This is a genomic window from Paraburkholderia phenazinium (genome assembly GCF_900142845.1).
Lineage (GTDB): Bacteria > Pseudomonadota > Gammaproteobacteria > Burkholderiales > Burkholderiaceae > Paraburkholderia > Paraburkholderia phenazinium_A.
Genome location: NZ_FSRU01000002.1, coordinates 1774528 through 1799443, shown reverse-complemented (window position 1 = coordinate 1799443; position 24916 = coordinate 1774528). Strand labels below are relative to the sequence as shown.

The window sequence follows — 24916 nt, the reverse complement described above, 5'->3', positions numbered from 1 at the left end:
AGCGCGGGCGCGCCGGGGGTTCATGGCATCGCTGACGGCGACGCAGTCAGCGATGCCATGCCGCCGCAGTGGCTTCAGCCACCCCGGAACAGTTCGCGCGCCAACGAACACATCAACGTCGTAGCCGGCGACTCGTCCTGCAAGCGCCGGCTCATGATAATGGGCGACACCGCATTCGCCGCCGGAATCGCCCGATACACCACCCCATGCGCCCGCAGCCCCTCCACACTCTCCGGCACCAGACACACTCCCACTTGCGCCGCGACGAGCCCCAACGCGGTCTGCAATTCCCGCACTTCATGAATCGCCTTCGGCTCCAGCGCATGATCGTGCATTGCCGAGAGTTGCTGGTCGGCATAGCTCGGCCGCGGCGTGCTTGGATAAATGATCAAGGTTTCCTGCGCGAGCGCAGCCAGCGTCAGCGGCTTCTTCTGCCGCGCTAACGGATGATCTTGCGGCAGCGCGGCAATCATCTTTTCTTCGACGAGCACCTCACGCGCCAGTTGCGCGTCATCGAAACGCAGACGCCCGAAGCCCACATCGATACGTCCGCCTTTAAGCGCCCCTAACTGTTCGATGGTGAACATTTCGATCAGCGACAGTTCGATCTGCGGCGCTGCTTCGCGAAATGCGCGAATGACGGCGGGCAGCGCGCCATACAGCGTCGACGGCACGAAGCCGATCACAATCCGCTCGGCCAGTTGCGCCAAGCGCCGCGTGAGTGGCGCGAGTTCGTCGGCCTCGCCGATCAGGCGCTTCGCCTGCGTGTAGAAGATGCGGCCCGCTTCGGTCAGCCGCAACGGCCGCGAGCCGCGCTCGAACAGCGCGAGCCCGACGCGTTCCTCGATCTGCTGGATCTGCCGGCTGAGCGGCGGCTGGGTCATATGCAGGCGATCGGCGGCGCGCGTGATGTTCATCTCTTCCGCGACGGCGATGAAGTAGCGGAGTTGGCGAAGTTCCATGCATACCTCTAAGGTATGGAAGTAGTCGGAATGGGTGTTGGACTGCTTCGCGGCTTTGTTCCTAAGATGGAGGCCTCGGAAAAGCAGTTGAGGAGCGCAACGAATGATAGCAACACCCGTGAAGATCGAGCGTGTGGAGACGATCCTGGTCGACGTACCGACGATCCGTCCGCATCGGCTTTCGGTCGCCACCATGCATTGCCAGACGCTCGTGCTGGTGCGCATTCGCTGCGCCGACGGCGTGACCGGCGTGGGCGAGGGCACCACCATTGGCGGCCTCGCGTACGGCGAAGAAAGCCCGGAAAGTATCAAGGTCAACATCGACACCTACTTCGCGCCCTTGCTCGAAGGGCTCGACGCGACCCGCCCGGGCGTCGCCATGGCGATGCTGCGGTCGCTGTTTCAGGGCAACCGTTTCGCCAAATCCGCCGTCGAAACGGCCTTGTTCGACGCTCAGGCGCAGCGTCTCGGCGTGCCGCTGTCCGAGTTGTTTGGCGGCCGCGTGCGCGATTCCGTGGATGTGGCGTGGACCCTCGCGAGCGGCGACACGCAGCGCGATATCGACGAGGCCGAGCGCGTATTCGAAGCGAAACGTCATCGCGTGTTCAAGCTGAAGATCGGCTCGCGCGCTGTTGCCGACGATGTCGCGCACGTCGTCGCAATCCAGCGGGCGCTGGAAGGTCGCGGCGAAGTGCGGGTTGACGTGAATCAGGCCTGGAGCGAAGCGGAAGCGATCTGGGCCGCGCGGCGCTTCGCCGATGCAGGCGTCACGCTGATCGAACAGCCGATTGCAGCGGAGAATCGCGCGGGACTGAAGCGCCTGACGGACCTGGCTCTGGTGCCGATCATGGCCGACGAGGCGCTGCATGGTCCGGCCGACGCCTTTGCTCTCGCCAGTGCGCGGGCGGCCGATGTGTTCGCGGTGAAGATCGCCCAGTCGGGTGGCCTTGCCGGCGCCGCGCAGGTGGCGGCGATCGCTTCGGCGGCGAACCTCGACCTGTACGGCGGCACGATGCTCGAAGGCGCGGTGGGTACGATTGCTTCGGCGCAACTCTTCAGCACCTTCGGCGAACTGAAGTGGGGCACGGAACTGTTCGGCCCGTTGCTGCTGACCGAAGAGATTCTCACCGAACCGCTGCGCTACGAGAATTTTGCCTTGCAGCTTCCGCAGGGCCCGGGTCTTGGCATCACGCTGGACTGGAGCAAGATCGAGCGTCTGCGGCGCGATTCGCACCAGGGCGCAAGCATCGTCACGCGCTAACCGATAACCCCATTTAACCATTAGCTATCCATACTATATTAACGAAGGAGATACCCCATCATGAACAGGCAAACCATCGACGCGCTGCTGCAGAAGATCAACGACAGCGCCATCAATGAAGGCAACCCGCGTACAAAGCAGATCGTCAACCGGGTCGTGCGCGATCTGTTCTATACGATCGAAGACCTCGACGTGCAGCCGGACGAATTCTGGACGGCGCTGAACTATCTCGCCGAAGCGGGCAAAAGCGGCGAGTTGGGCCTGCTGGCCGCGGGCCTCGGCTTCGAGCATTTTCTCGATCTGCGTCTCGACGAAGCGGAAGCGAAGGCCGGTATCGAAGGCGGCACGCCGCGCACGATCGAAGGCCCGCTGTATGTGGCCGGCGCACCGCTGTCCGACGGCCATGCGCGCCTCGACGACGGCACGGATCCCGGCCAGACCCTGGTGATGCGCGGGCGCGTGCTCGGCGAAGACGGCAAGCCGCTGGCGCATGCGCTGGTCGAAGTGTGGCACGCGAACCATCTCGGCAACTATTCGTACTTCGACAAATCGCAACCGGCCTTCAATCTGCGCCGCTCGATTCGTACGGACGCCGACGGTCATTACAGCTTCCGCAGCGTCGTACCGGTCGGCTATAGCGTGCCGCCGCAAGGTCAGACGCAACGCTTGCTCGATCAACTGGGCCGTCATGGACATCGTCCGGCGCATATCCACTTCTTCATCTCGGCGCCCGGTTTTCGCAAGCTGACCACGCAGATCAACATCGACGGCGATCCGTATCTGTGGGACGACTTCGCCTTCGCCACGCGCGATGGCCTGGTGCCGGCCGTCAGGCAGGCCGAGGGCGCGGAAGGCAAGCCTTATAACGTCGACGGCAATTTCGCGCTGATCGATTTCGACTTCACGCTGTTCAAGGAGCGCGACAACCTGCCGGGCGCCGAAGTCGAGCGTGTGCGCGCCGAGGCCTGAAGCGCCTGCCCATTCCGTTCACTGTTAGCGGCCTCGCTGCGCGCTTTGCCGCGCAGCCGGGGCTTCAGGCACAACAAGGAGTACACAATGCTGTTTCACGTAGAGATGACGGTCAACCTGCCGCTGGACATGGACGCCGAGCGCGCCGCGCGGCTGAAGGCCGATGAGAAGGCGATGTCGCAGAAACTGCAGGAGGAGGGCGTATGGCGGCATCTATGGCGTATCGCGGGCCGCTACGCGAATATCAGCATCTTCGACGTCGAAAGCCCGTCGCACCTGCACGATGTGCTGAGCCAGTTGCCGCTGTTTCCGTATATGCAACTTGAAGTGCGGGCGCTATGCCGCCATGCGTCGTCGGTGCGCGACGGGGATCGTTGAGGCTTCGGCCTCAAGTCCCCGTGGCGACTAACGCAGCCAGAGATCGGCAAACGGCACGAGCCCGAACGAGAGGTCTTTGACTCCGCCCACGTGCGCTTCGACGCGGACATGGCGGATCTCATGCGAGATCGGGATCAGCCAGCCTTCCTGGACAAACTTCTTGCCGATCTCCGCATAGGCGTTCATGCGCGTCTCGCCGTCGGCCGTCGCGCGGATGGCCCGCAGTTTCTTGTCGATGGGTAAGAGACGGGCTTCCGGCAGCCAGCGGCGCACCGGGCTATCCCCTGCAAAAAATTCATAGCAGCCCAGGTCTTCGTCCGGGTCCATGAAGCCGGCGGTCAGCACGAGATCGGCAGAGTCCAGCCATTCGAAGCGACGATATTCTTCGTATGGCATCACCTCAAGGGTGACCTCAATCTGCGCTGCTTCGAGCCTGTGCTTGATCAAATGGGCGATCGATGTGCATTCCGGGCTCAGTATCGTCACCATCTTCAATTCCTTCTGCCTGGGGACGGACGGCCGGCGCACACGGGGCGCGGCGACACGATGGTCCCATGTCGGCAATAGGCCGGAAGCGGGCCGGCGCGACGCATCCCGCTTGCCGATCAAGCCGCTTGGCGCGAGCCAGTCGGCCAACGCCAGGCGTTGAGACGTATTGGCGAAGAAAGGCCGGTTAGGATTGCAGATAAGATGCGTGCACCCCGGCAGCGTCTGCGCAATGCTGCTCTGTGTGGCGGAGAGGTCGCAGCAGTAGCCGAAATGCAGGTCGAATTCCGAGGTTTCCTCGGCTGCGGCGATGACCCACAGGTCGATTTCGTCGAGCAGCGCGCGTTCCCGGTAGTAATCCTCGAACGCCGACAAGGTCAGACGGTACTCGCTACGGCGCGTCAGTTTGAACGGGCCGCTGCCGATCGGCATGAGCGCAAAATCGCTGTTGCGCTTTCTCGGGATGATCGACGCTTCGACCGCGGCGAGGTAGCGCGGCCACAGATAGTCCGTGGTCTTCAGACGGCACGTCACTCTGCGGCAACCGCCAATTTCCACCGCGTCCAGATGCGCATACAGGTATTGGTAGCAACCCGGCGTATCGCGCAACCGCAGCAAGGTGTGCTGCACGTCTGCCGTTTCCAGTTCGCTTCCATCGTGGAAAGTGAGGCCGGGTCTGAGCCAGAAATGCCAGACTTTGCCGTTGTCCTCGGATTCCCAATAATGGGCCAATGCCGGGACCAACTGCCGGGTGGTCTGATCGAACTCGACTAGCCGCGAGAAGATCTGGTTGATCAGATGCGCTTCCAGACCAAACAGAATCTCTTGCGGATCAAGCTCCGTTACCGCGCGCCGTAACGGGATGCGGAGCCGGTCGCGCGAACCGTCCGCCTGCGGCACCTGTACGAAGTCCGGCAGCCGGGCCGCGAGCAGCTTGCGCTGGTCGCCGTCAAGGCTGGCAAACGCCTGTTCCAGTTCGCCCTCGGCAAGCAGGCCCGAGAGACGATCCAGAGCCACTTGCTGCGGCGTAGCCAGCAGGGTCAAGCGGGAGAAGTGACCGCGGCCGCGCGTCGCCTCCCAGCGCAGCCAGCCTTTTTCCTCCATCTTGCGCAGCAGGAGCCGCGCGTTACGCTCGCTGCAATTCAGCGCCTCCGCCAGCGCCGGCAAGCCGGGCTGTGTCGTCTGCTTTTCCAGCAAAGCATGAATCTTGTGGAACTGGTCGATGAGGCGCATAAAAGAGGAAATTAAATTATTGAGTTCGTCCGTTTTTATTTTCCTCTTTGTCTTGCATGATGTCCACATCGAGCATCCCCTCGCTCTGACGCAAGAAAAAGGAAACGGCCATGGATCGGCAAGACCTGTGCATTGACGTGGAAGTGGGACCGGCCCGCGGTGGGCAGCGCTTCGCGCATCGCGAGATCCGCAGCGTGAGTGTCCTGCGCATCCAGGCGTGGCTTGTCGAGGGCTTGAGCATTGCCCGCGCGCAGCCTGGTTTGTGGCTCGCCGCGATTCTGGCCAGTGCCGATCTCGCGACGGCGCTCGAACTGGTGTCCCCTTACCGGCTCTTTGCGACACTGCTTCTGTCCGTGCTGGCGGGTGCCGCGATACTCGCGCCGGTGGGCAGCGGCGAAGCGCGGCAATGGAATGCGAGCGGGACATTTAGCGTCATCTTCCGTCACCGCGACGCGCTGTTGATTGTCGTGCTGACGTGCGCCGCGTTGATTGGCGTGGGACGGTTGCTATCGTTCGCACTGCTGCACGTCAAACTGGCGGCGTCGATGATGCCAAGCGGCGCGCACAGCTTTTCGATCATCTTCGGTGAGCCCAACGGCGGGGTGAGTTCTCTGGAACCCGTTCTGCACGCGATCATTTACGCCATTGCGATTGGGGCGGTGTGGTTCGCGCCGGCGCTGATCGTTTTGCGGAGGGTGTCGCCGCTCGATGCGATGACCGTGAGCCTGCGCGCCGTGTTCCACAACGGCCCGGTTGCGCTTGTGTACGCAACGCTGCTGGCGGCCGATGCGCTGCTCGCGCAGGCCGTGCCGATGCTCGTGCGCGGTCTGGTGTTGACGCCGCTGATCAGCGCGCTGATCCTGCTGTCCATGCATGGCAGCTACCGTGACATCCTGTCGATCGACCTGGCAAAAGAAGACTAAAGCGGAAGCATGCGCAGGTGTGCCGGCGTCGGGCCGGCACACGCGCAATCGCAACCTACAGTATCCTTAAGCCCTTCGAGACCCTCCCGCCTATTGCCAGAATGCCTGCTACAACGCCCGCCACAAAACCTTCCTTACCCTTCGACGCCGTCATTTTCGATTGCGACGGCGTGCTCGTCGACTCCGAACTCATCACCAACCGCGTGCTCTCCCAGATGCTGGGCGAACTGGGCTGGGCGATTAGCGTGGAAGAAACGATGCGGGTGTTTATCGGCAAGGCGGTGCGGGACGAGGCGGCACGTATCGAGGCAAACACGGGTGTGGCCATCACGGACGAATGGCTGACGCAGTTCAGGGAGCGCCGCAACGCAGCGCTGGAGCGCGAGCTCGTCGGGATCGACGGCGCGCTCGCCGCCGTGCGCGCACTCTACGAAGCGCTGGATGGCCGCATTGCCGTCGCGTCGGGTGCGGATCGGCACAAGGTCGAGATGCAGTTGAAGAAGACCGGCCTGCTCGAGTACTTCGAAGGCCGTATCTTTAGCGGACATGAAATGCCGCGCAGCAAGCCGCATCCCGATGTGTACCTGGCGGCAGCAGAGGCCTTGGGCGTGGATCCGACGCGTTGCGCGGTCGTGGAAGATACGGTCACCGGGGCGACCGCCGGCGTGGCGGCGGGGGCGACGGTGTTCGGCTACGCACCCGCCAGCCTGAGCCACAGCACCCCGGATGGCTTGCGCGAAGTCGGCGCCGCGCGGGTGTTCGAGGACATGGCGCAGTTGCCGGCCTTGCTCGCGCAATGGCGCCGCGCATAGACAGTCACACCGGAGCAGCGCGACAGGCGGCCGCGCCGTGCAACCCGCCGCTCGCCCCTCATCAATCACGGCGACGAACCCACCGGTTCGCCGCCATTGCCACTAGCGCAATTTCGCCACGTCGCTCGCGTTGACGGTCGCCGCAGGATTGCCGAACTGCTTCGTTACATAGTTCGTCAAAGCGGCGATCTGCGCATCCGACAACTCCGTGGCGAACGCCGGCATGCCGACATCGTTATCCCCCGCCTTGCGATGCACGCCGTGCAGAATCACCTGCACGAGATTGCCGGGGTTGGACGCGCCGACCGTCGAGTTATGGAACAGCGGCGGATAGTAGCCATCCGGCGTGCCCTGGCCGTGCGCCTGGTGACAGGTCGCGCAATTGCCCAGATACAGTCGCGCCGGATCCAGTTCTTCGCTGAGCGCCATGCCACGCAGCCGTGTCACATCCGTTGCGGGCGTGCCCCATGAGGCGCGCGAGTGCGAGGCGCCGTCGTTGACCGCAGGCACGGTGCGGATATACGTCGCAATCGCGGCAATGTCCGCGTCGGTCATATGCGAGAAGCTGTGCTGCACGGCTTCGCCCATCGGACCGGCGGCTTGCGCGAGGCCGGGCACGCTGCCGGTCTGCAGATACTGCACCAGTTGCGCCTGAGTCCACGAGCCGATGCCGCTGTTCGGATCCGACGTGATGTTGTAGCCATCCCAGCCGGCCAGCACCGAGCCGCCGAGGAAACCGCTGCCGGTTTCATCGAGCGCCTTCTCCTGCATGCCGAAACCACGCGGCGTATGACAGGTGCTGCAGTGCGCGAGCCCTTGCACCAGGTACGCGCCGCGATTCCACGCGACGCTCTGACCAGACTTGTTCTGGTATGGGCCCGACTTCAGGAACACCCAGTTCCACACCGTGAGCGGCCAGCGCATGTTGAGCGGCCACGGAATGTCGCTGGGACGCTGCGCCTGATTGACGGGCGCCACGCCGTACCTGAAGTACGCGTAGAGCGCCTTCACGTCGTCATCGTCGATCTTCGCGTACGACACATACGGCATCGCGGGATACAGGTTGTGGCCGTCCTTCGCCACGCCCTTGCGCACCGCCCGGTCGAAATCGGCGAGGGTCCACGTGCCGATGCCCGTTTGCGCATCCGGCGTGATGTTGCTCGAATAGATCGTCCCGAGCATCGGCACCTTCAGCGGCAGGCCGCCCGCAAACGGCTTGCCCTTGACGGTGCTGTGACAGGCCATGCAGTCGCCGGCTACAGCGAGGTACTCGCCTTGCTTGATCAGGGCGGCCTGGTTGGCTGCGTCGGTTGCATCGGCACGGGCGAGCGCGGGCAAGGCCAGCGCGGCGGCGAGCAAAGTGAAAAAGGTTTTTTTCAGCACGTCAGACTTCCTTCTTCAACTGATCGGACATGCGCAGCGCGAGCGCCGCGATGGTCAGCGTCACGTTGACCGTGCCGACGGTCGGCATGGTCGCGCTGCTGGAGATGAACAGGTTCGGATGGTCGAATGTCCGGCAGTCCTTATCGACCACCGAGTTGCGCGGGTCGCTGCCCATGATGGTCGCACCGGTGATGTGATTGTTCGGCGCGAACTCGTCCTGGAACTGCACGTCCGTGCCGCCCAGCACCTTCGCCGCCGTCGCATAGACCTCGCGCGTGTGCGCGGCGCCGCGCTTCACGTAGTCGTCGATCCGGTAGGTGATCTCGGGGCGCGGAATGCCGATCGCGTCGGTCTCGGTCTTGCTCGGCACGATGCGGTTTTCCGGCGCCGGCAGGATTTCGTGGAAGCAGTCGAACTCGACAAAGCGCGCCGACTGGTCGCGAATCCGCGCATCGAGCTCAGCGGGCTTCAACACTTTGCCTTCCGCGAAAATCTTCTGCGTTTCCTGATCGACGCGCGACAGGTTCGACAGGTGGATCTTCTTGGCCGCTTCATTGGCGCGGAACGCACCGTCGCGAAAGCCGATCAGCGAGGTCATTTCCTGCGGGCCGCGGCCCGGCCAGAGCTTCTCGTTCGCGTAGAACGTGACGCCGGTGCCGGGGTGATCCATCAGGTTGCGCCCGACCATGTCCGAGCTGTTGCCCACGCCGTTCGGGAAGTCTTGGCTGGTCGACATCAGCATGATCTTCGGCGTTTCGATGCCGTTCGCCGCGAGCACGAAGTACTTGCCTTCGACACGATGCTCGTTGCCTTGCGGATCCTTGTACAAGGCCGCCGTGATCTTCTTCTGCGGGCCCACTTCCAGCTTGTAGACCACTGCGTTGTCGATCAGCTTCGCGCCGGCCTGTTCCGCCTTCTCGACGTGCACAATGCCGTTGTACATGGCGCCGATCGGGCAGATCGGCATGCAGTTGTTGTTGCCGCAACAGGTGGGACGGCCGTCGTAAGGGCGGCTGTTGCGCGCCACCGGCTCGGTCACCACATGGAACTTCGGATCGTAGCCGTTGAGCGCGCTCTTGATGGTCTGCTCGTTGTACGAGAGCGGCAGCGGCTGCATCGGATAAGGCTGGCTGCGCGGCGAGCCGAGCTCTTCATCGGACGGGCCCCACACGCCCAGTTCTTCCTCGGCGCGTTGATAGTAGTGCTCAAGATCGTCGTACTGGATCGGCCAGTCGCGGCCCACGCCATAGACGCTTTGCAGCTTGAAGTCGTTCGGCATGAAGCGCCACGCCGACGCGGCCCAGTGCCACGTCGTGCCGCCCACCGCGCGAATGTATTGCGAGTTGAATTTGTGCTCGCCCTTCAGGATCAGATAGTTGTTGGGCGGACCGTACTCGGGATGCGGCGCCCAGGCGCTCGACGGGTAGGGCGCCGAGTTATCGGACTTGTCGGGCTGGTTGCGAAAGCGCTCGACGATCTGCCAGCGCGGCATGCGCGGACCGGCTTCGAGCAGGATCACGGATTTGCCGGCGAGGGCCAGTTGATGCGCGACGATCGCGCCGGCCACGCCCGAGCCTACGACGACGACGTCGGCGTGCCCGGTTTGAGTTTGGGTATCGGCCATGTCAGGATTGTTGTTCGACAGGTTTGGCGGCCCAGAAGCCGGGCTTGTTGGGGCAGTACGAGCGGATGATCAGCGTGTCGGAGACGACGCGGTACATCAGCGCTTCTTCGTAGGTCACCACGACGTTATCGACGGTGCCCAGATACCAGCCTTCCATGATGCGCAGCGCGAGCGCCTGGTCGCGCGCGCTCGACGAGCCGGCGGCCAGCGCCCCGGCCAGTTGCGGCAGGCGCGGTGCGAGATCGGGCGCGGACTTTTCGAGCGCCGCGAGGAGCCGTGCGCCGACGTCGCGGTCGAGCCCGGACCTGGCCGTCAGCGCCTGCGACAGCGTCATGAAGGCATCGAGCGGCGGGGCCGCGCCGTTGTCGGCCAGCGCTCTCAAGGTCAGCGAGCCGGCAAGGCCGGCCACGCTCAGTGCGAGCGCGCCCTGCAGCCATTGGCGGCGCCGTGGGGACACCACCGGCGCCATGGGCGGCGCTTCGCTCGCAGCACGAGCGTCGTGCGAGTCATCTCGGTTCAATTGGCAATTCCTCTCTCTTGTTTTCGATGTGGGGCCGCCGTCAGGGCCGACTCGGGGCCGACGTGGGGATTTTGCGCCCGATTATAGATGGAACCGGTTCCATCTTGCCACGACTCCGCCGTCAATAATCCATTCCAGCGGGCGGTGCGAGCCGAGGCGGCTGAAGCGCATGGCGCTGCGGGATTCGGATTGATTGGCCAATGGGAAAAAGGCATCCTCCTCATGCACCGAACTCATGTTTATTCACTAGGGTTTACCCGTATTATCTTGAATTCAGTAACGATGGCGCGAGAAATCGATACCACCGACGCGCTTTGATGCGCGTTTTAACCCAGCTTTCCCATTCCCAAGGCTCAATGTTCGGTCATTTCCATCGCAGGGCAAAACACGCGGCGAACCGCCGGCTGAACACCTTGCACGCGCTGGCCGACTACGTGTCGCGCCGCCGCCCGGTGTGGATGGTGTCGTTTGCGATGGACGAGACCAATCTGTCGGAAGGGCTGCGGGCCGCGTGCGCCTCCACGGCGATGCTGTTGCTGGGTTACCTGCTGCACAACCCCTTGTTCGCGTGGGCTGCGATCGGCGCGTTCTGGACCTGCCTCGCCGATGCGGCCGGGTCCAATCGCATGCGCTTTGCTTCGATGCTGAGCTTCGCGTTGCTGTCCACGCTGTGCGGCGGCATCACCGCGTTTGCCTCCGGCGCCGGCGCGCTGGCCGCGACCGTCGCGATCCTGCTGTTTTCGACGGCGGGTGCGCTCGCCCGGGTCTGGGGTGCGGCGGCCTCGCAGGTGGGGATTCTCGCGGCCACCGCCTGCGTCGTGATGGTCGACAAGCCTCTGCACGACGCGCGCGAGGCTCTGGCGTTCCTCGCCATCTACCTGTTCGGCTGTCTGTTTGCGGTGGTGCTGAGCCTGACCGTGTGGCGCATCCACCCGTTCGGTCCGAGCCGCAACGCCCTGCGCGCGGTCTATGGGCGTCTCGCCGACATTGCGCTCGACAGCGCCCGTCTGCTGCGCCAGGAGACGGCCGACTTCGGCCATTGGGCGCGGCATGCCGCGACCTATCGCGGCCAGGCCCGCGCGGCGCTCGAGACCGCTCGCAAGGCGCTGGCGAAAGTCCCATACGCCCGCTCAGGCAAGCGCGAGACCTATGAGAACCTGCTGCTCGCGCTGGCGGATACCGAGCGGCTGTTCGCTTACCTGATCGCCGTCACCGATGCCTGCGAGCGCGGCCATCACACGCTGCATGAGCCGCGCCGGGCCGCGCGCATCCTGTCGGCGCTGGCCGAGGTCATGCTGCGGATCGGCCGCGCCGTCAGCGAGCCGAACGACAAGCCGGTCGTCGACGATCCAGCGACCACGCGGGCCGCCTTGCAACGCCGTCTGCAAAAACTGGCCGGCGCGCTGGAAACGGCGCTCGGCGAGCCGCTCGCGCTCAAGTTGCGCGCGACGGGCGCGCTCGAATTCGAGCCGGCGCCGCGCCGCGAAGCAGTCTGGTGGCAGGCCGCCGCCGACAACCTCGCGCGCGCCTTCATGACCCTCAAGGCCAACGCGACGCTTCAGTCAATCGGTCTGCGCCATGCGGCGCGCGTCGGCGTGGCGGTGACGGCGGGGTTCATCATCGTGCGGGCGCTGCATCTGCCGTTCGGCTATTGGGCGACCATGGCGATCCTGCTGATCCTGCAACCGTCGATCGCCGCCACCTGGCCGCGCAGCATCGAGCGGGCGGCGGGCAGCATCGCCGGTGGCCTGCTGGCGGCCGCGATTGGCTTCGCGATTCATTCGCCGATCGGCATTTCGCTGATCGTGTTCCCGCTGGTCTGCGCGACCATGGCGCTGCGGCCGGTGAGCTACAGCCTGTTCGTGCTGTTTCTGACGCCGACCTTCGTGCTGGTGGCGGACTTTGCCACGCCGGGCGCAAGCGAGCTGATCTATGCGCTGACCCGGCTGGGCAATAACGTGCTGGGCTGTTCGATTGCCTTGCTCGCCACCTTCGTGCTGTGGCCGAGCCGCGAGCCGATCGATTTTCGTACCCGGCTCGCCGATGCCGTAGCGGCCAACCTGAACTACCTGGTGGGCGCGCTCGAGCATGCCGGCGGCGAGGACATCGAAGTGGAACGGCTGCGCCGCGCCGCCGGCCTTGCGAGCAACAACGCGGAGGAGGCCTTCAACCGCCTGCGCCTCGAGCGGCTCGAGAGCTCGCTGGCCGATCGCGCCGCGATCACCGCGCTCGCACTGCTGCGCCGCGTGGCCGGGACGGCGACGCGCATGCGCTTCGCGACGAACCAGGCGCGAGCCGACGGCGCGCTGATCGACTGGATCGCCGCGGTGAACCGCGAGATCGACGCGCATCTGCGCGGCACGACGCTCGACGCGAACTACGCCGCGTTTGCGCGTGGACACCTGTCGCTGGCCGAAGCCGATGCCGTCAATCAGATCGCGCAGTTGCGCCGTCTGCTGGTGGAGGAGCCCGCCAACCTCAACGATCGCCGCTCTTGACCAGTTGCAACGGCGTTTCGATGAAGGGGGAGATGTCCTCTTGCCGCGTCATTTCCGTGAGCGCCTTGAGCGCCACGTCGACGCCGAACACCGCTTGCCGCGCCGCGAACTGATCCACCGTGGCGAGGATCCGGCCGGTATCGAGCAGCGGCTTGATGGCCGGGTTGTTGTTATAGCCGGTGATGTACACGCTGCCCGTGCGATGCGCGTTGCGCACCGCATCCACCGCGCCGGTCGCCATATTGTCGTTGCCGCACAGCAGGGCGCGCAGCCGCGGATGCTGCGCCAGTATCGTCGCGGCGGCGGCCTTGCCCTGGGCGTAGGCATAGTCGCCCGGCGCGACGGCGACGACCTTCATGCCGGCTGCATCCATCGCGCTCCTGAATCCCTCGGTGCGCTGCTGCGCATTGCGGTCGCGCGTGACGCCTTCCACGATGCCCACTTCGTCGCCGCGCCTGAGCTTGCTGGCGAGGTAGTTGGCCACCATCAGCGCGCCCTTGCGATTGTCCGGGCCCACGAACGGCACCGTGAGATGGGCGGCGGCGAGGTCGGCTTCGTCGAGCGGGTTGTCGATGGCGACCACGATCACGCCCGCGTTGATCGCGCGGATCACGGCCGGCACGAGCGCTTTGGAATCGGCCGGCGCGAGCACGATGGCGTTCGTGCGCGCGGCGATCAGGTCGTCGACGATACGAATCTGGCTGGGCGTGTCGAGCTCGGTCGAGGTGCCGACGACGTTCAGGTCGAACTGCGAGGCGAAGTGCTTCTGATAGTTTTCGGCGGCGCTCGACAGGGCGAGCGTGAACGGATCGGCGAGCGACTTCAGCACGAGGGCGATCGTCAGTTTGCCATTCGGGATGGCCTCGGCAATCTTCGAAACGGCGAGGCCCGACGCCGCGAGTACGCCGGCCATGAGCACGCGCCGGCGTGTCTTCTGTACCATGGGCTTCCTTTCCTTTTACGCAGGCCGCATCGATACTCGCAGGCGGGCATCGATGGTTAGCGCAACGGAATGATACAGCCTAGCCTGGCGCCAGCACCTCCGGCATTTCCTCGATTGCCGGTTCGACCGACTGGTTGCTGATGTAGGCCCAAAGCTGCTCCGCGGCCTGGCCGCGTTGCTTGACGGGCCGGTACAGGCGGATCTCGAGCTCGGTCGCCCATGCGTTCGAGCCGGCGCGAACCAGCGTGCCTTCGTGCAGCTCCTTGGCGATGCAGCTCTCGGGCAGCCAGCCGATGCCATGACCGGCCACCACCATGCCCTTCAGGGCCTCCGACATGTGCGTCTCGAAGCAGCGGTACAGCGAGTACGGCTCGGTCGCGTTCATCAGAAGCATCTCGACCACGTTGCCGAGGAAGGCGCCCGACGAATAGGCGAGCAAGGGCAGCGGCCGGCCGGTCTTGCCCGGCAGCTCGAAGAGCGGCTGGCCGTCCGGGCCGGCCGCCGAGACCGGCACGATCCGCTCCACGCCGAGCGTCAGGAACGGGAAGTGATTGGGGTCGAGCGCGATCGGCAATTGCGGATGGTGGTAGCCGATCAGCAGGTCGCAGTCGCCCGCCACCAGATGCTGCACGCCCTCCGGCACATTGACCGCCTGCACGCGCGCCATGATGTTGCCGAACTCGTTGGTCAGCCGCTTGAGCCAGTCGGGAAACAGGGTAAACACCAGCGTGTGGGCCACCGCGAAGTGCACCACATGATCGTTTTCGGCGAACTGCTCGTAGCCGCCCACCAGATTGCGCGCCGCATGCATGCTGCGCAGGATGTCGGCCGCGAGGCTGCGGAACATCCGGCCCGCCGGCGTGAGTGTGATGGGATTGACGCTGCGGTCGACGAGGCGCGTGCCCATCCACGTTTCGAGCGCCACGATTCTTCTACTGAAAGCCGATTGGGTGAGATTCCGGCTGCGTGCCGAACGGGAGAAACTCTTCGTATCCGAGAGAGAAAGAAAGTCTTCCAACCACTTTGCTTCCATATTTATCACTTGTATTGGGTCAATCGATAACCGCCATCCTTGGGTTCGGATACCGGCGACTCTAGCCTACCGTCTCACGCTCCCAGCATACCGATGTTTTTTTTCGATGGGTGTTAGTCGAAATATGCATGAGGTTTGCCGGCATAAATTGGGCTACATACCGTTGACCTGCGCGTTAGTTTGCGCGGAAACCCGCTTTAACAATTGGAGCCGATTATGTCCACACTGGATAAGCAAGCGCATACCCCGAGTTCCGGCGCACTGGATAAGCAAAGCTGGCTCGAATCGCATGAGGCGGGATATCACAAGACGTTGGGCAATCGTCAGGTTCAGATGATTGCGATTGGCGGCGCCATCGGCACGGGCCTGTTTCTCGGCGCGGGGGCGCGCCTGCAGATTGCCGGTCCGTCGCTCGCGATCGTCTATCTGGTGTGCGGCGTGTTCTCGTTCCTGATCCTGCGTGCGCTGGGCGAGCTGGTGATGCATCGCCCGAGCAGCGGCAGCTTCGTGTCGTATGCGCGCGAATTCCTCGGCGAGAAAGCGTCGTTCGTCGCCGGCTGGATGTATTTCCTGAACTGGGCGATGACCGGCATCGTCGACATTACGGCCGTCGCGCTATACATGCATTACTGGGGCGCCTTTACGTCGGTGCCGCAGTGGGTGTTCGCGCTGATCGCGCTCTGCATCGTGGCGGCGATGAACCTGATCGGCGTGAAGTGGTTCGCCGAGATGGAGTTCTGGTTTGCCCTCATCAAGGTGGCGGCGATTTCGCTGTTCCTCGTGATCGGCTCGATCATCCTCGGCACCGGCGTGCACGTGGCCGGCAATGCCACCGGCGTGCATCTGATCAGCGAGAACGGCGGCTTCTTTCCGCATGGCCTGCTGCCGGCGCTGGTGCTGGTGCAGGGGGTGGTGTTCGCGTTTGCCGGCGTCGAGCTGGTGGGCACGGCCGCCGGCGAGTGCAAGGACGCGCGCAAGGTCTTGCCGCGGGCCATCAATAGCGTGATCTGGCGTATCGCCCTGTTTTATGTGGGCGCGGTGGTGCTGCTGGTCTGCCTGCTGCCGTGGAGCGCCTACAAGGCCGGGCAGAGCCCGTTCGTCACTTTCTTCGGCGCGCTCGGCGTGCCGGGCGTAGGATCGGTGATGAATATCGTGGTGCTGTCCGCCGCGCTGTCGAGCCTGAACTCCGGCCTGTATTCGACGGGGCGCGTGCTGCGCGCGCTGTCGATGGGCGGCTCCGCGCCGCACTTCCTGTCGCGCATGAGCTCGCAGTCGGTGCCGTATGCGGGCATTCTGGTGACCGTGGCGATCTACATCGTGGGCGTGGTGCTGAACTATTTCGTGCCGTCGAGCGTGTTCGAAATCGTTCTCAACGTGGCGTCGCTCGGTATTCTGAGCACCTGGGGCTTCATCGTGGTCTGCCAGATGAAGTTCCGCCAGGCGGTGGCGCGCGGCGAGGCAGAGGAGGTGAGCTTCAGGATGCCCGGTGCGCCGGTCACGTCCTGGCTGACGCTGGTATTTTTGATCGGCGTGCTCGTGTTGATGGCTTTCGACTATCCTAATGGCACGTGGACGGTTGCATCGATCCCGGTGGTGGTCCTGTTGCTGGTGGCCGGCTGGTACGGCGTGCGCCGCCGGGCGCAGACGCTGATGAAGCCGACCATCCCGTCGGTCGCGCTCACGCAGAGCGTGCTGGAGGACAACCCGTGAGGGTGGCGGGAGGATGCAACGGGCCACGGGGCAGCCGGCAACAACCATGACAGCAAGACCTGCAATACCTGTGACGACGACGGAGAACTGAAGTGACGCCATTCGATGAGATGCTCTCCGCCAATGGAGTGCGCGCGCCGTATGAACAGCTCAAGCAATGGCTCGATACCCAGCATCCTGCGAACCTTGCGCAAAAGGCCCAGGACGCGGAGAGCGTGTTCCGCAAGACCGGCATTACCTTCGCCGTGTACGGCGAGCAGGAGGCGGCCGAGCGCCTGATTCCTTTCGACATCATTCCGCGCATCATCTCCGGGCCGGAATGGATGCGCCTCTCGCAAGGCATCGAGCAGCGCGTGATGGCGCTCAATGCCTTTCTCGACGATATCTATCACCGTCAGGAGATCGTGCGCGCGGGCCGCATCCCGAAGCAACTGATCGCGCAGAACGAGGCCTTTTTGCCCGAGATGATCGGCTTCCGGCCGCCGGGCAATGTCTATACGCATATCATCGGCGTCGATATCGTACGGACTGCAGAAAACCAGTTCTACGTGCTCGAAGACAATGCGCGCACCCCCTCCGGCGTCTCCTACATGCTGGAGAACCGCGAGACCATGATGAAGCTGTTCCCCGAGCTGTTTCAGCAGGTCAAGGTGCGGCCGGTCGAAGCGTATCCCGAGTTGCTGCGCCAGTCGCTCGCGGCCGTCTGCCCGCCGGGCGGCAACCACGACAATCCGACCATCGCGGTGCTGACGCCCGGCATTCACAATTCCGCCTACTACGAGCATGCGTTTCTGGCCGACCAGATGGGCGTGCATCTGGTGGAAGGCAGCGATCTGCAGGTGGTGGACGGCCACGTGGCGATGCGCACCACCGAAGGCTTCCGCGCCATCGACGTGCTGTACCGCCGTCTCGATGACGCCTACCTCGATCCGCTGACGTTCCGCCCCGATTCCGTGCTGGGCGTGCCCGGCATCATGGACGTCTACCGCGCGGGCAACATCACCATCGCCAATGCGCCCGGCACCGGGATTGCCGACGACAAGGCGATCTATTCGTACATGCCGGAAATCGTCGAGTTCTATACGGGCCGCAAGTCGATTCTGGAAAACGTGCCCACATGGCGCTGTTCCGAGCCGGGCAGCCTGAAGTACGTGCTGGACCATCTCGAGGAACTGGTGGTGAAGGAAGTGCACGGTTCGGGCGGCTACGGCATGCTGGTCGGACCGGCGGCCTCGAAGCAGGAACGCGAGGACTTCGCGCTCAAGTTGCGTGCGCGTCCGAACAACTACATCGCGCAGCCGACGCTCGCGCTCTCGACCACGCCGATCCTGACCGAGCAGGGACTCGCGCCGCGGCACGTGGATCTGCGGCCCTTCGTGCTGGTCTCGGACCAGATTCGCATTACGCCAGGCGGCCTGACGCGGGTGGCGCTGAAGGAAGGCTCGCTGGTGGTCAATTCGAGCCAGGGCGGCGGCACCAAGGACACGTGGGTGCTGGCCGACTGAGGCAACCGGCCAGCCGGCACTAACGAAAGAGCAGCGAAAGAGCAGCAAAAAAGCGGGCAAAACAGAAACTGGATTAGGACAGCACATGCTTCTTGGACGCACAGCAAGCGGGCTCTACTGGATGCACCGCTATATCGAGCGCGCGGAAAACATCGCCCGGGTGGTCGATGCGGGACTGCGCATGGCGCTGACACGAAGCAGCGACGCACCGGCCACATGGTCGTCGGTGGTGGTGACCTCGGGCACGGAAGAAGGCTTCAGGCAGAAGCACGACGCCTGCACGGCCGACACGGTCTCCGACTATCTGCTGCGCGACACCGACAATCCATCGAGCGTGCTCTCCAGCATCGAGGCGGCGCGCTCGAACGCGCGCATGGTGCGCACCGCGCTCACGCGCGAGACCTGGGAGAGCGTGAACGAAGCGTGGATGGTGATCAGGCGAGTGCTGGCCGTCCCCGTGCCGGCCAGCGAACTGCCGGCCGTGCTCGATCGGATCAAACGCGAAGCGGCGCAGATTCGCGGCGCGTTTCACGGCACCATGCTCAGAAACGAGATCTTCAATTTTTCGCGCATCGGTACCTTCATCGAGCGGGCCGACAATACCGCGCGCATTCTCGACGTCAAATATCATCTGCTGCTGCCGGCGCTGTCGTACGTCGGCACGACGCTCGACAACTATCAGTGGGAGTCGATCCTGCGTTCGGTCGACGCGCACCGTTCTTACCGCTGGGTCTACGACGTCCAGTACAAACCGGTCAATATCGCCGACTACCTGATCCTCAACGGCCGCATGCCGCGCTCGCTGCACTTCTGCTATCTGAACATCGTCGAGAATCTGCGCTATCTGGCGCAGGATTACGGCGTGATGCACGATTGCCAGAAGACCGCGGACACGACGCTCGCCACGCTGAGAGACAATACGGTCAAGCAGATTTTTTCCCATGGCCTGCACGAGTTTCTCACCGGCTTCATCGCGCAGAACAACCGGCTTGGTTTTGAAATCGCCGAGACCTACAACTTCGATTGAGTACGGCCATGCGTATCGCCATTCGCCACACGTCCCGCTATGAGTACGAGCAACCGGTACCTTATGCCTTGCAGCGCCTGCGCTTGCGTCCCCAGTCCGGTCCCGGGCAGAACGTGCTCGACTGGCGCGTGACGGTCGACGGGGTCGAGCCGAACGTCAGCTGGACCGACGGCTTCGGCAATCGCGCCGACCTCGTGCGTCATGAGAAAAACAAGCGCGAGATCGTGATCGTCGCGGCCGGCACGGTGGAGACCGTGGATATGGCCGGCGTCTACGGCTTCACCAACGATTTGACGCCGCCGTGGATCTACGAGCGCGAGACCCTGCTCACGCAGCCGGGCGAGCGTGTGCTGGCGCTCGCGGAGAGCGTGCGCGCCGGCAGCGGCCAACTGGACTCGCTGCACCGGTTGATGAACGAAGTGCACAGCCTGATCGCCTACAAGCCCGGCAGCACCGGTGTCGGCACCGACGCCGAGACCGCCTTGCGCGACGGTTCCGGCGTTTGCCAGGACCACACTCATGCGTTCATCGCCGCGGCGCGCCGGCTCGGCGTACCCGCCCGCTATATCTCGGGCTATCTGCTGATGGACGACGTCGAACAACAGGGCGCGAGCCACGCCTGGGCCGAGGCGCATGTCGACGGGCTCGGTTGGGTCGGCTTCGATGCGGCCAACGACAACTGCCCGGACGACCGCTATGTGCGCACGGCGATGGGCCTCGACTACCGCGATGCAATGCCCATCTCCGGCGTGCGCACGGGGCAGGGCGCGGAGACGCTGACGGTCGAGATCAGCGTGTCGCAGGTGCAGGGCCAGAGCCAAAGTCAGAGCCAGAACTAAAACGATAAAAAGCGCTCGAAGACGTGCCGTCCTGCGAAGCCGCTTCAAGACGCTGCGGCGACCCATGCCGCAGCGCTTGCCAGGCGCTCACTTCGTTTCAGCGCTTTTAAGTTTCATCTCCATCAACTAAGCTCAAGCGTGCGGCGACATCCGGCCCAGGCCGGAACCTGATCCTGGCCGCCACGTTCTTAGGCGCAAGCGTGCGCCGCCATTTACCTTTTCCTAACAAGTTCACCGAACCCAGAACTGCGCGCTTATGCGCAGGGTTCGGTCGACGCTGTCGTCAAGGAGCAATGTATGGCCCGGCATACCATCGCGGACTTTCTGGCAAAAACCCTCGCTGCCGCAGGTGTCGAGCGCATCTGGGGCGTCACCGGCGACAGTCTGAACGGACTGGCCTACAGTCTCGACCAGCTCGGCTCGATACGCTGGATGCATACCCGTCACGAAGAGGTCGCGGCCTTTGCCGCGGGCGCCGATGCGGCCTCCACCGGCAAGCTCGCTGTGTGCGCCGGCAGTTGCGGCCCAGGCAACCTGCATCTGATCAACGGTCTCTACGATTGCCACCGCAACCAGCAGCCGGTGCTCGCGATCGCCGCGCATATTCCGTCTACGGAAATCGGCCTCGGCTACTTTCAGGAGACGCATCCTCAGGAACTGTTCAAGGAGTGCAGTCACTTCGTCGAACTGGTGTCCAATGCGTCGCAGTTCCCACGGGTGCTGCAACGCGCCATGCGCACGGCCATCGAGGAGCGCGGCGTGGCCGTAATCGTGCTGCCGGGCGACATCGCATTGAGCGACGGGCCGAGTGAAGCCGCGCAATGGACCCATAGCTCGCCGCATACCATCGTGCCGGCCGACGCCGATCTGACACGCCTCGCCGCGATGCTGAACGGTTGCGACGCGGTGACCATCATGTGCGGCAGCGGCGTAGCGGGGGCGCACGACGAGGTGGTCGCGCTCGCGGACACGCTGGGTGCGCCGATCGTGCATGCGCTGCGCGGCAAGCCGTTTATCGAATACGACAATCCGTATGACGTGGGCATGACCGGGCTGATCGGTTTCAGCTCGGGCTATCACGCGATGATGTCGTGCGAGACGCTGCTTCTGCTCGGCTGCGATTTCCCGTATCGGCCGTTCTATCCGCCCGAAGCGAAGATCGTGCAGATCGATCACAAGGGTTCGCAGTTGGGCAAGCGTGCGCCGCTGGCGCTCGGTCTCGTGGGTACGGTCAAGGAGACGGTTGCGGCGCTGTTGCCGAAGCTCACGCGCAAGAGCGAGCGCCGCTTCGTCGACAACGCCCGCAAGCACTACGCTGCGGCACGCAAGGGTCTCGACGATCTCGCCACGCCTGCCGGTCCGGGCCGGCCGATTCATCCGCAGTATCTGGCCCGCATGATCGATCAGGTGGCGAGCGAGGATGCGATCTTCACCGCCGACGTCGGCACGCCGACGCTCTGGGCCGCGCGCTATCTGACGATGAACGGCAAGCGGCAACTGCACGGCTCGTTCAATCATGGCTCGATGGCGAACGCCATGCCGCAGGCGCTCGGCGCGCAGGCCGGCCATCCGCAGCGGCAGGTGGTGTCGCTGTCGGGCGACGGTGGCCTGTCGATGCTGCTCGGCGACCTGCTCACCGCGCGTCAACTCGATCTGCCGATCAAGGTCGTGGTGTTTAACAATAGTCTGCTGGGCTTTGTTTCGATGGAGTTGAAGGCGGGCGGCTACCTCGATACCAACGTCGATCTCAGCAAGACCGACTTTGCCGCGATCGCGCAGGGCGCCGGCATCTACAGCATCCGGGTGGAGGAATCGGAGGGCGTGGAGGCAGCGCTGCGGCAGGCCTTTGCGCATCCTGGGCCGGCGCTGGTGGATGTGGTTACGTCCAGGCATGAACTGGCCATGCCGCCCACTATCGAACTGGCGCAGGCCAAGGGCTTCAGCCTCTACATGATGCGTGCGATTCTGAGCGGGCGCGGCGACGAAATCGTCGAACTGGCGAAGACCAATCTGCGCTGAGCGCGAAGCAAACGAAGGATAACCAGGCCACGTGGCCGGGCGTGCAAGACACGTTCGGCCACGCCCGGGCGTTCATCAATTACTGAGGCTTGCTTTCCCAGCCGCCGCCGAGCGCGAGGAACAGATTCGCCTGATCGATCGCGACCTGGCCCTCGGCCGCCGCCACCTGCGAGCGGATCGAAGTCAGCGTGCGCGTCGCATCCAGATCCGCGATGAACGACTCGCGTCCGCCCACGTAGAGCCGATGCGTTTCGCTGGCCGACTCGGTGGCCGATTTGAGCGCGGCACGCAAGGCATCGGCACGCGTGTAATCGGCCACGTAGGTGGCGAGACTCGTCTCGGTTTCGCGCAGCGCGTTGAGGACCACGCCGTCGAAGTGCGCGAGCGCCGCCGTGCTCGCATCCTGTGCCTCGCGCACGCGACCGCGTGCCCCGTTGGCCGGGAAGGTCCAACTGATCAGGGGTCCGAATCTCCAATAATTGGTTTGCGCGTTGCCGAGATCTTCGGCAAGGCCGACTGTCCCCGCCGAGGCGCCGAAACTGACGGTGGGATAGAGCGCGCCGGTGGCCACGCCGATCCGCGCGGTCGACGCCGCGAGCTGGCGCTCGGCTTCGCGCACGTCGGGCCGGCGTTTGAGCATGGCGGCGCCGTCGCCGACCGGCAGCGCTTGCTTGATCTGCGGCACCGTATTGCAGGAGAGCACCGCAGGCGGCAGATCCGACGGCGCGCGCGCCAGCAGCATAGCCAACTGGTACTGGGCGATCTTGCGTCGCGCTGTATAGCGCGGGATGTCGGCCGTCAACGATTCGACCTGGGTCTGGCCGCTTGTCACATCCGGCGTATTGCCACGCCCGGCATCGCGCAAGCGGCGCGATACGTCCACGCGCTCCTTCTGCAGCGCGAGGGACTGCTGCGCAATCTTCAGTTCTTCCGCCGCCGAGCAGTTCTCGATGTAGGCGCGCACGACGTCGGCCACCACGGTGATGCGCGCGAGATCGCCGGCCGCCTGGGTCGCTTCGCTCTCTGCGTTCGCGGCTTCCACGCCGCGGCGCAGCTTGCCGAACAGATCGAATTCATACGAGACGTGGATGCCCGCATCGCCCTCGTTCGACACCGGAATCTTGCCGAAGATCAGGTATTGCTGCCCGGACTCCTGGGCCCGCGCGAATGCCGCGTCCGCGCCGCCGGAGAATCCGCCTTGCGCTTCGGCAACGCCGAGCGCTTCCTGCGAGCGCGCGAGATTCGCCGCGGCGACGCGCAGGTCGGTGTTCGATTTCAGGGCCTCGCCCACCAGTTTCTCGAGCACCGGGTCGTCATAGAGATGCCACCAGTCGGGCGGCACCGGTTGCTGCGATACGTGATGGCCGTCGACGTCCGGCAACGGCGCGTCGGCGAACGGCGCGTTGACGACGGCGGCTTTCGGCAAGGAATAATTCGGGCCGACGGTACAGGCGGCGAGCGCCAGCACGAGAGGGACCAGCGGCACGAGCGGCGCCAGCGACGCTAACGGCGTCGACCGCAGAAGAGAGCAGGCACGCGAGCGCTTCATTTCGCGGCGCTCGCTGCGGGTTGCGTAGCCGCTTGCGGGGCGGACTGAAGCGCGGGTTGCACCGCCGGTTGCACGGCAGCGGCCTGAACCGAAGCCCCCGAAACCGAAGCCGCCTGAGCCGACGCCGTCGTACCATCCGCCTTCGCCGCTTTCCCCGACGCAGGCGCGACTTCGCGCACCGACACCGTGGCGGTGCGCCCGGCGATCATGCGGAAATCCTTCGGTATGTCGTCCAGCGCGACGCGTACCGGAATCCGCTGTGCGAGGCGCACCCAGCTAAAGGCCGGGTTCACGTTCGGCAGCAGGTTCGAACCTTCGGCGCGATCGCGGTCCTCGATGGCGGCCACGATGCTCGCCACGTGCCCGCGCAGCACACCCGGCTCGCCCATGATCTTGATGTCCACGGCCTGGCCGATATTGATGCTGGAGAGCTTGGTTTCTTCGAAGTAGCCATCCACGCGGAACGAATGCACATCCACGACCGACAGCACCGCCCGGCCTGCCGAGGCGAACTCGCCGGTGCGCGGCGCGCGGTCGTTCAGATAGCCGTCCACCGGACTGACGATGTGGGTGCGCTGCAGATTCAGGCGCGCGGTATTGACCGCGACCAGCGCATCGGCGAGCGCGGCCTCGTCCGTTTCGACGCGCGAGCGGCTTTCTTCCGCCACTTCACGCGCCACCAGGTCGCCCAGTTGATGATTGCGCACATCTTCGCGACGCGCCTGATCGAGCGTGGCGCGCCGTTGCTGCACCGTGGCTTCGGCCTGCTGCAGCGCGAGCGTGTAACGCGCCTGGTCGATCAGGAACAGCGTTTGGCCCTGTTTGACCTGCTGGTTGTCGACGACGTCGACCTCGGTGATCAGACCGGACACGTCGGGCGCCACCTGGATGATGTCGGCGCGGATGCGGCCGTCGCGCGTCCAGGGCGAGAACATGTAGTAGTCGATCAGCTTCCACAGCACAAGGCCCGCGATCACGACGACGATCAGGGTCAGCACGATCTGACCAATGGAGAACCAGGTTTTTTTCACGTTATGAACCGGTGTGAAACGATGACGACAAGACCCAGCACCAGCACGTAGATGCCGAGATCGAAAATGGAACGGTGCCAGACAAGGCGGTAAAAGCCGGCGCGCGCCAGCACCGTGCGGATGACGAGATTGATCAGATAGGCGACCAGCATCAGCACGAGGATGGCCGGCACGAACACGCCGAAGATGTCGATTTCGCCGATCATGGTCG

The 24916-nt window shown here is 64.4% G+C and carries 22 protein-coding genes; 12 read left to right on the top strand and 10 right to left on the bottom strand.

Translation table 11 applies throughout. The features are described from left to right. Nucleotides 1–74: 74 nt before the first annotated feature. The gene (locus tag BUS12_RS24985) at nt 75–962 is read right to left on the bottom strand and encodes a LysR family transcriptional regulator (protein WP_074300120.1); all 888 of its coding nucleotides are present in this window, start codon (nt 960–962) and stop codon (nt 75–77) included. A gap of 103 nt (nt 963–1065) precedes the next feature. Here BUS12_RS24985 and BUS12_RS24980 point away from each other — a divergent pair, with 103 nt between their 5' ends. From BUS12_RS24980 to catC, 3 genes are all read left to right on the top strand, one after another. Beyond that, nucleotides 1066–2223 (top strand): muconate/chloromuconate family cycloisomerase, encoded by a 1158-nt coding sequence (locus BUS12_RS24980; protein WP_074300119.1) that lies wholly within the window; start codon nt 1066–1068, stop codon nt 2221–2223. A 60-nt stretch (nt 2224–2283) separates the two neighbouring features. Further along, the gene (gene catA, locus BUS12_RS24975; RefSeq protein WP_074300118.1) at nt 2284–3192 is read left to right on the top strand and encodes a catechol 1,2-dioxygenase; all 909 of its coding nucleotides are present in this window, start codon (nt 2284–2286) and stop codon (nt 3190–3192) included. 87 nt (nt 3193–3279) lie between these two features. Then, nucleotides 3280–3570: a muconolactone Delta-isomerase gene (catC, locus tag BUS12_RS24970; protein WP_074300117.1), complete on the top strand. Its 291-nt coding sequence runs from the start codon at nt 3280–3282 to the stop codon at nt 3568–3570. Between the two features lie 27 nt (nt 3571–3597). Here the strand turns inward: catC and BUS12_RS24965 are convergent, their stop codons facing one another. After that, the gene (locus tag BUS12_RS24965; RefSeq protein ID WP_074300116.1) at nt 3598–5289 is read right to left on the bottom strand and encodes an ABC transporter substrate-binding protein; all 1692 of its coding nucleotides are present in this window, start codon (nt 5287–5289) and stop codon (nt 3598–3600) included. A gap of 110 nt (nt 5290–5399) precedes the next feature. Between BUS12_RS24965 and BUS12_RS38925 the strand changes: the two genes are divergently transcribed. Next, on the top strand, nt 5400–6212 hold the full coding sequence (locus BUS12_RS38925; RefSeq protein ID WP_074300115.1) for a hypothetical protein: 813 nt from the start codon (nt 5400–5402) through the stop codon (nt 6210–6212). A 101-nt stretch (nt 6213–6313) separates the two neighbouring features. After that, entirely contained in the window at nt 6314–7024 is a 711-nt protein-coding gene (locus BUS12_RS24955) for an HAD family hydrolase (protein WP_074300114.1), read from the top strand. Nucleotides 7025–7126: 102 nt separating this feature from the next. Here the strand turns inward: BUS12_RS24955 and BUS12_RS24950 are convergent, their stop codons facing one another. Genes BUS12_RS24950 through BUS12_RS24940 form a run of 3 tightly spaced genes read right to left on the bottom strand, consistent with a single transcriptional unit; the run spans nt 7127 to nt 10551 of the window. After that, nucleotides 7127–8407, bottom strand: a complete 1281-nt coding sequence (locus BUS12_RS24950; RefSeq protein ID WP_074300113.1) for a cytochrome c — start codon at nt 8405–8407, stop codon at nt 7127–7129. A gap of 1 nt (nt 8408) precedes the next feature. Continuing rightward, entirely contained in the window at nt 8409–10031 is a 1623-nt protein-coding gene (locus BUS12_RS24945; RefSeq protein ID WP_074300112.1) for a GMC family oxidoreductase, read from the bottom strand. A 1-nt stretch (nt 10032) separates the two neighbouring features. Then, nucleotides 10033–10551, bottom strand: coding sequence for a sugar dehydrogenase complex small subunit (locus tag BUS12_RS24940; protein WP_074300111.1), 519 nt, complete (start codon nt 10549–10551; stop codon nt 10033–10035). A gap of 87 nt (nt 10552–10638) precedes the next feature. On the opposite strand from BUS12_RS24940, the gene BUS12_RS38385 reads away from it, so the two are divergent. Beyond that, complete coding sequence (locus BUS12_RS38385) at nt 10639–10869, top strand: hypothetical protein (RefSeq protein ID WP_143788451.1); 231 nt, start codon at nt 10639–10641, stop codon at nt 10867–10869. A gap of 38 nt (nt 10870–10907) precedes the next feature. Further along, the gene (locus BUS12_RS24935; protein ID WP_074300110.1) at nt 10908–13049 is read left to right on the top strand and encodes an FUSC family protein; all 2142 of its coding nucleotides are present in this window, start codon (nt 10908–10910) and stop codon (nt 13047–13049) included. On the opposite strand, the gene BUS12_RS24930 is transcribed toward BUS12_RS24935, so the two are convergent. Both BUS12_RS24930 and BUS12_RS24925 read right to left on the bottom strand, forming a co-directional pair. Further along, nucleotides 13030–13992 carry a substrate-binding domain-containing protein gene (locus BUS12_RS24930; RefSeq protein ID WP_074300109.1) on the bottom strand — a complete coding sequence of 321 codons (963 nt, stop codon included), beginning with the start codon at nt 13990–13992 and terminating at the stop codon, nt 13030–13032. The genes BUS12_RS24935 and BUS12_RS24930 overlap by 20 nt on opposite strands. Nucleotides 13993–14071: 79 nt before the next feature. Beyond that, entirely contained in the window at nt 14072–15025 is a 954-nt protein-coding gene (locus tag BUS12_RS24925; protein WP_074300108.1) for a LysR substrate-binding domain-containing protein, read from the bottom strand. Nucleotides 15026–15241: 216 nt separating this feature from the next. Here BUS12_RS24925 and ansP point away from each other — a divergent pair, with 216 nt between their 5' ends. The 5 genes from ansP to poxB all read left to right on the top strand — a co-directional run bounded on the left by ansP (nt 15242) and on the right by poxB (nt 22125). Then, the gene (gene ansP / locus BUS12_RS24920) at nt 15242–16735 is read left to right on the top strand and encodes an L-asparagine permease (protein ID WP_074300107.1); all 1494 of its coding nucleotides are present in this window, start codon (nt 15242–15244) and stop codon (nt 16733–16735) included. Between the two features lie 92 nt (nt 16736–16827). Beyond that, nucleotides 16828–18240 (top strand): circularly permuted type 2 ATP-grasp protein, encoded by a 1413-nt coding sequence (locus tag BUS12_RS24915; RefSeq protein ID WP_074300106.1) that lies wholly within the window; start codon nt 16828–16830, stop codon nt 18238–18240. Nucleotides 18241–18325: 85 nt separating this feature from the next. Further along, on the top strand, nt 18326–19267 hold the full coding sequence (locus BUS12_RS24910; protein ID WP_074300105.1) for an alpha-E domain-containing protein: 942 nt from the start codon (nt 18326–18328) through the stop codon (nt 19265–19267). An 8-nt stretch (nt 19268–19275) separates the two neighbouring features. Continuing rightward, the gene (locus BUS12_RS24905) at nt 19276–20106 is read left to right on the top strand and encodes a transglutaminase family protein (protein WP_074300104.1); all 831 of its coding nucleotides are present in this window, start codon (nt 19276–19278) and stop codon (nt 20104–20106) included. 297 nt (nt 20107–20403) lie between these two features. Then, a complete protein-coding gene (poxB, locus tag BUS12_RS24900; RefSeq protein WP_074300103.1) occupies nt 20404–22125 on the top strand; it encodes a ubiquinone-dependent pyruvate dehydrogenase in 1722 nt (573 codons plus the stop codon). Between the two features lie 79 nt (nt 22126–22204). Here poxB and BUS12_RS24895 read toward each other — a convergent pair whose 3' ends face one another. The 3 genes from BUS12_RS24895 to BUS12_RS24885 are packed head-to-tail and all read right to left on the bottom strand — an operon-like array spanning nt 22205 to nt 24911. Beyond that, nucleotides 22205–23674 carry an efflux transporter outer membrane subunit gene (locus BUS12_RS24895; RefSeq protein WP_083640612.1) on the bottom strand — a complete coding sequence of 490 codons (1470 nt, stop codon included), beginning with the start codon at nt 23672–23674 and terminating at the stop codon, nt 22205–22207. After that, on the bottom strand, nt 23671–24705 hold the full coding sequence (locus BUS12_RS24890) for an efflux RND transporter periplasmic adaptor subunit (protein ID WP_074300102.1): 1035 nt from the start codon (nt 24703–24705) through the stop codon (nt 23671–23673). Before BUS12_RS24890 ends, BUS12_RS24895 begins: the two co-directional genes overlap by 4 nt. Further along, on the bottom strand, nt 24702–24911 hold the full coding sequence (locus BUS12_RS24885) for a DUF1656 domain-containing protein (RefSeq protein WP_074300101.1): 210 nt from the start codon (nt 24909–24911) through the stop codon (nt 24702–24704). Before BUS12_RS24885 ends, BUS12_RS24890 begins: the two co-directional genes overlap by 4 nt. Nucleotides 24912–24916 lie beyond the last annotated feature (5 nt).

Coding starts and splice junctions, on each gene's coding strand:
- ansP (WP_074300107.1), top strand. CDS start 15,242: ATGTCCACACTGGATAAGCAAGCGCATACCCCGAGTTCCGGCGCACTG.
- BUS12_RS24905 (WP_074300104.1), top strand. CDS start 19,276: ATGCGTATCGCCATTCGCCACACGTCCCGCTATGAGTACGAGCAACCG.
- catA (WP_074300118.1), top strand. CDS start 2,284: ATGAACAGGCAAACCATCGACGCGCTGCTGCAGAAGATCAACGACAGC.
- poxB (WP_074300103.1), top strand. CDS start 20,404: ATGGCCCGGCATACCATCGCGGACTTTCTGGCAAAAACCCTCGCTGCC.
- BUS12_RS24930 (WP_074300109.1), bottom strand. CDS start 13,992: ATGGTACAGAAGACACGCCGGCGCGTGCTCATGGCCGGCGTACTCGCG.
- BUS12_RS24925 (WP_074300108.1), bottom strand. CDS start 15,025: ATGGAAGCAAAGTGGTTGGAAGACTTTCTTTCTCTCTCGGATACGAAG.
- BUS12_RS24945 (WP_074300112.1), bottom strand. CDS start 10,031: ATGGCCGATACCCAAACTCAAACCGGGCACGCCGACGTCGTCGTCGTA.
- BUS12_RS24955 (WP_074300114.1), top strand. CDS start 6,314: ATGCCTGCTACAACGCCCGCCACAAAACCTTCCTTACCCTTCGACGCC.
- BUS12_RS38385 (WP_143788451.1), top strand. CDS start 10,639: ATGGAACCGGTTCCATCTTGCCACGACTCCGCCGTCAATAATCCATTC.
- BUS12_RS24910 (WP_074300105.1), top strand. CDS start 18,326: ATGCTTCTTGGACGCACAGCAAGCGGGCTCTACTGGATGCACCGCTAT.
- BUS12_RS24885 (WP_074300101.1), bottom strand. CDS start 24,911: ATGATCGGCGAAATCGACATCTTCGGCGTGTTCGTGCCGGCCATCCTC.
- BUS12_RS24895 (WP_083640612.1), bottom strand. CDS start 23,674: ATGAAGCGCTCGCGTGCCTGCTCTCTTCTGCGGTCGACGCCGTTAGCG.
- BUS12_RS24935 (WP_074300110.1), top strand. CDS start 10,908: ATGTTCGGTCATTTCCATCGCAGGGCAAAACACGCGGCGAACCGCCGG.
- BUS12_RS24985 (WP_074300120.1), bottom strand. CDS start 962: ATGGAACTTCGCCAACTCCGCTACTTCATCGCCGTCGCGGAAGAGATG.
- BUS12_RS24980 (WP_074300119.1), top strand. CDS start 1,066: ATGATAGCAACACCCGTGAAGATCGAGCGTGTGGAGACGATCCTGGTC.
- BUS12_RS38925 (WP_074300115.1), top strand. CDS start 5,400: ATGGATCGGCAAGACCTGTGCATTGACGTGGAAGTGGGACCGGCCCGC.
- BUS12_RS24965 (WP_074300116.1), bottom strand. CDS start 5,289: ATGCGCCTCATCGACCAGTTCCACAAGATTCATGCTTTGCTGGAAAAG.
- catC (WP_074300117.1), top strand. CDS start 3,280: ATGCTGTTTCACGTAGAGATGACGGTCAACCTGCCGCTGGACATGGAC.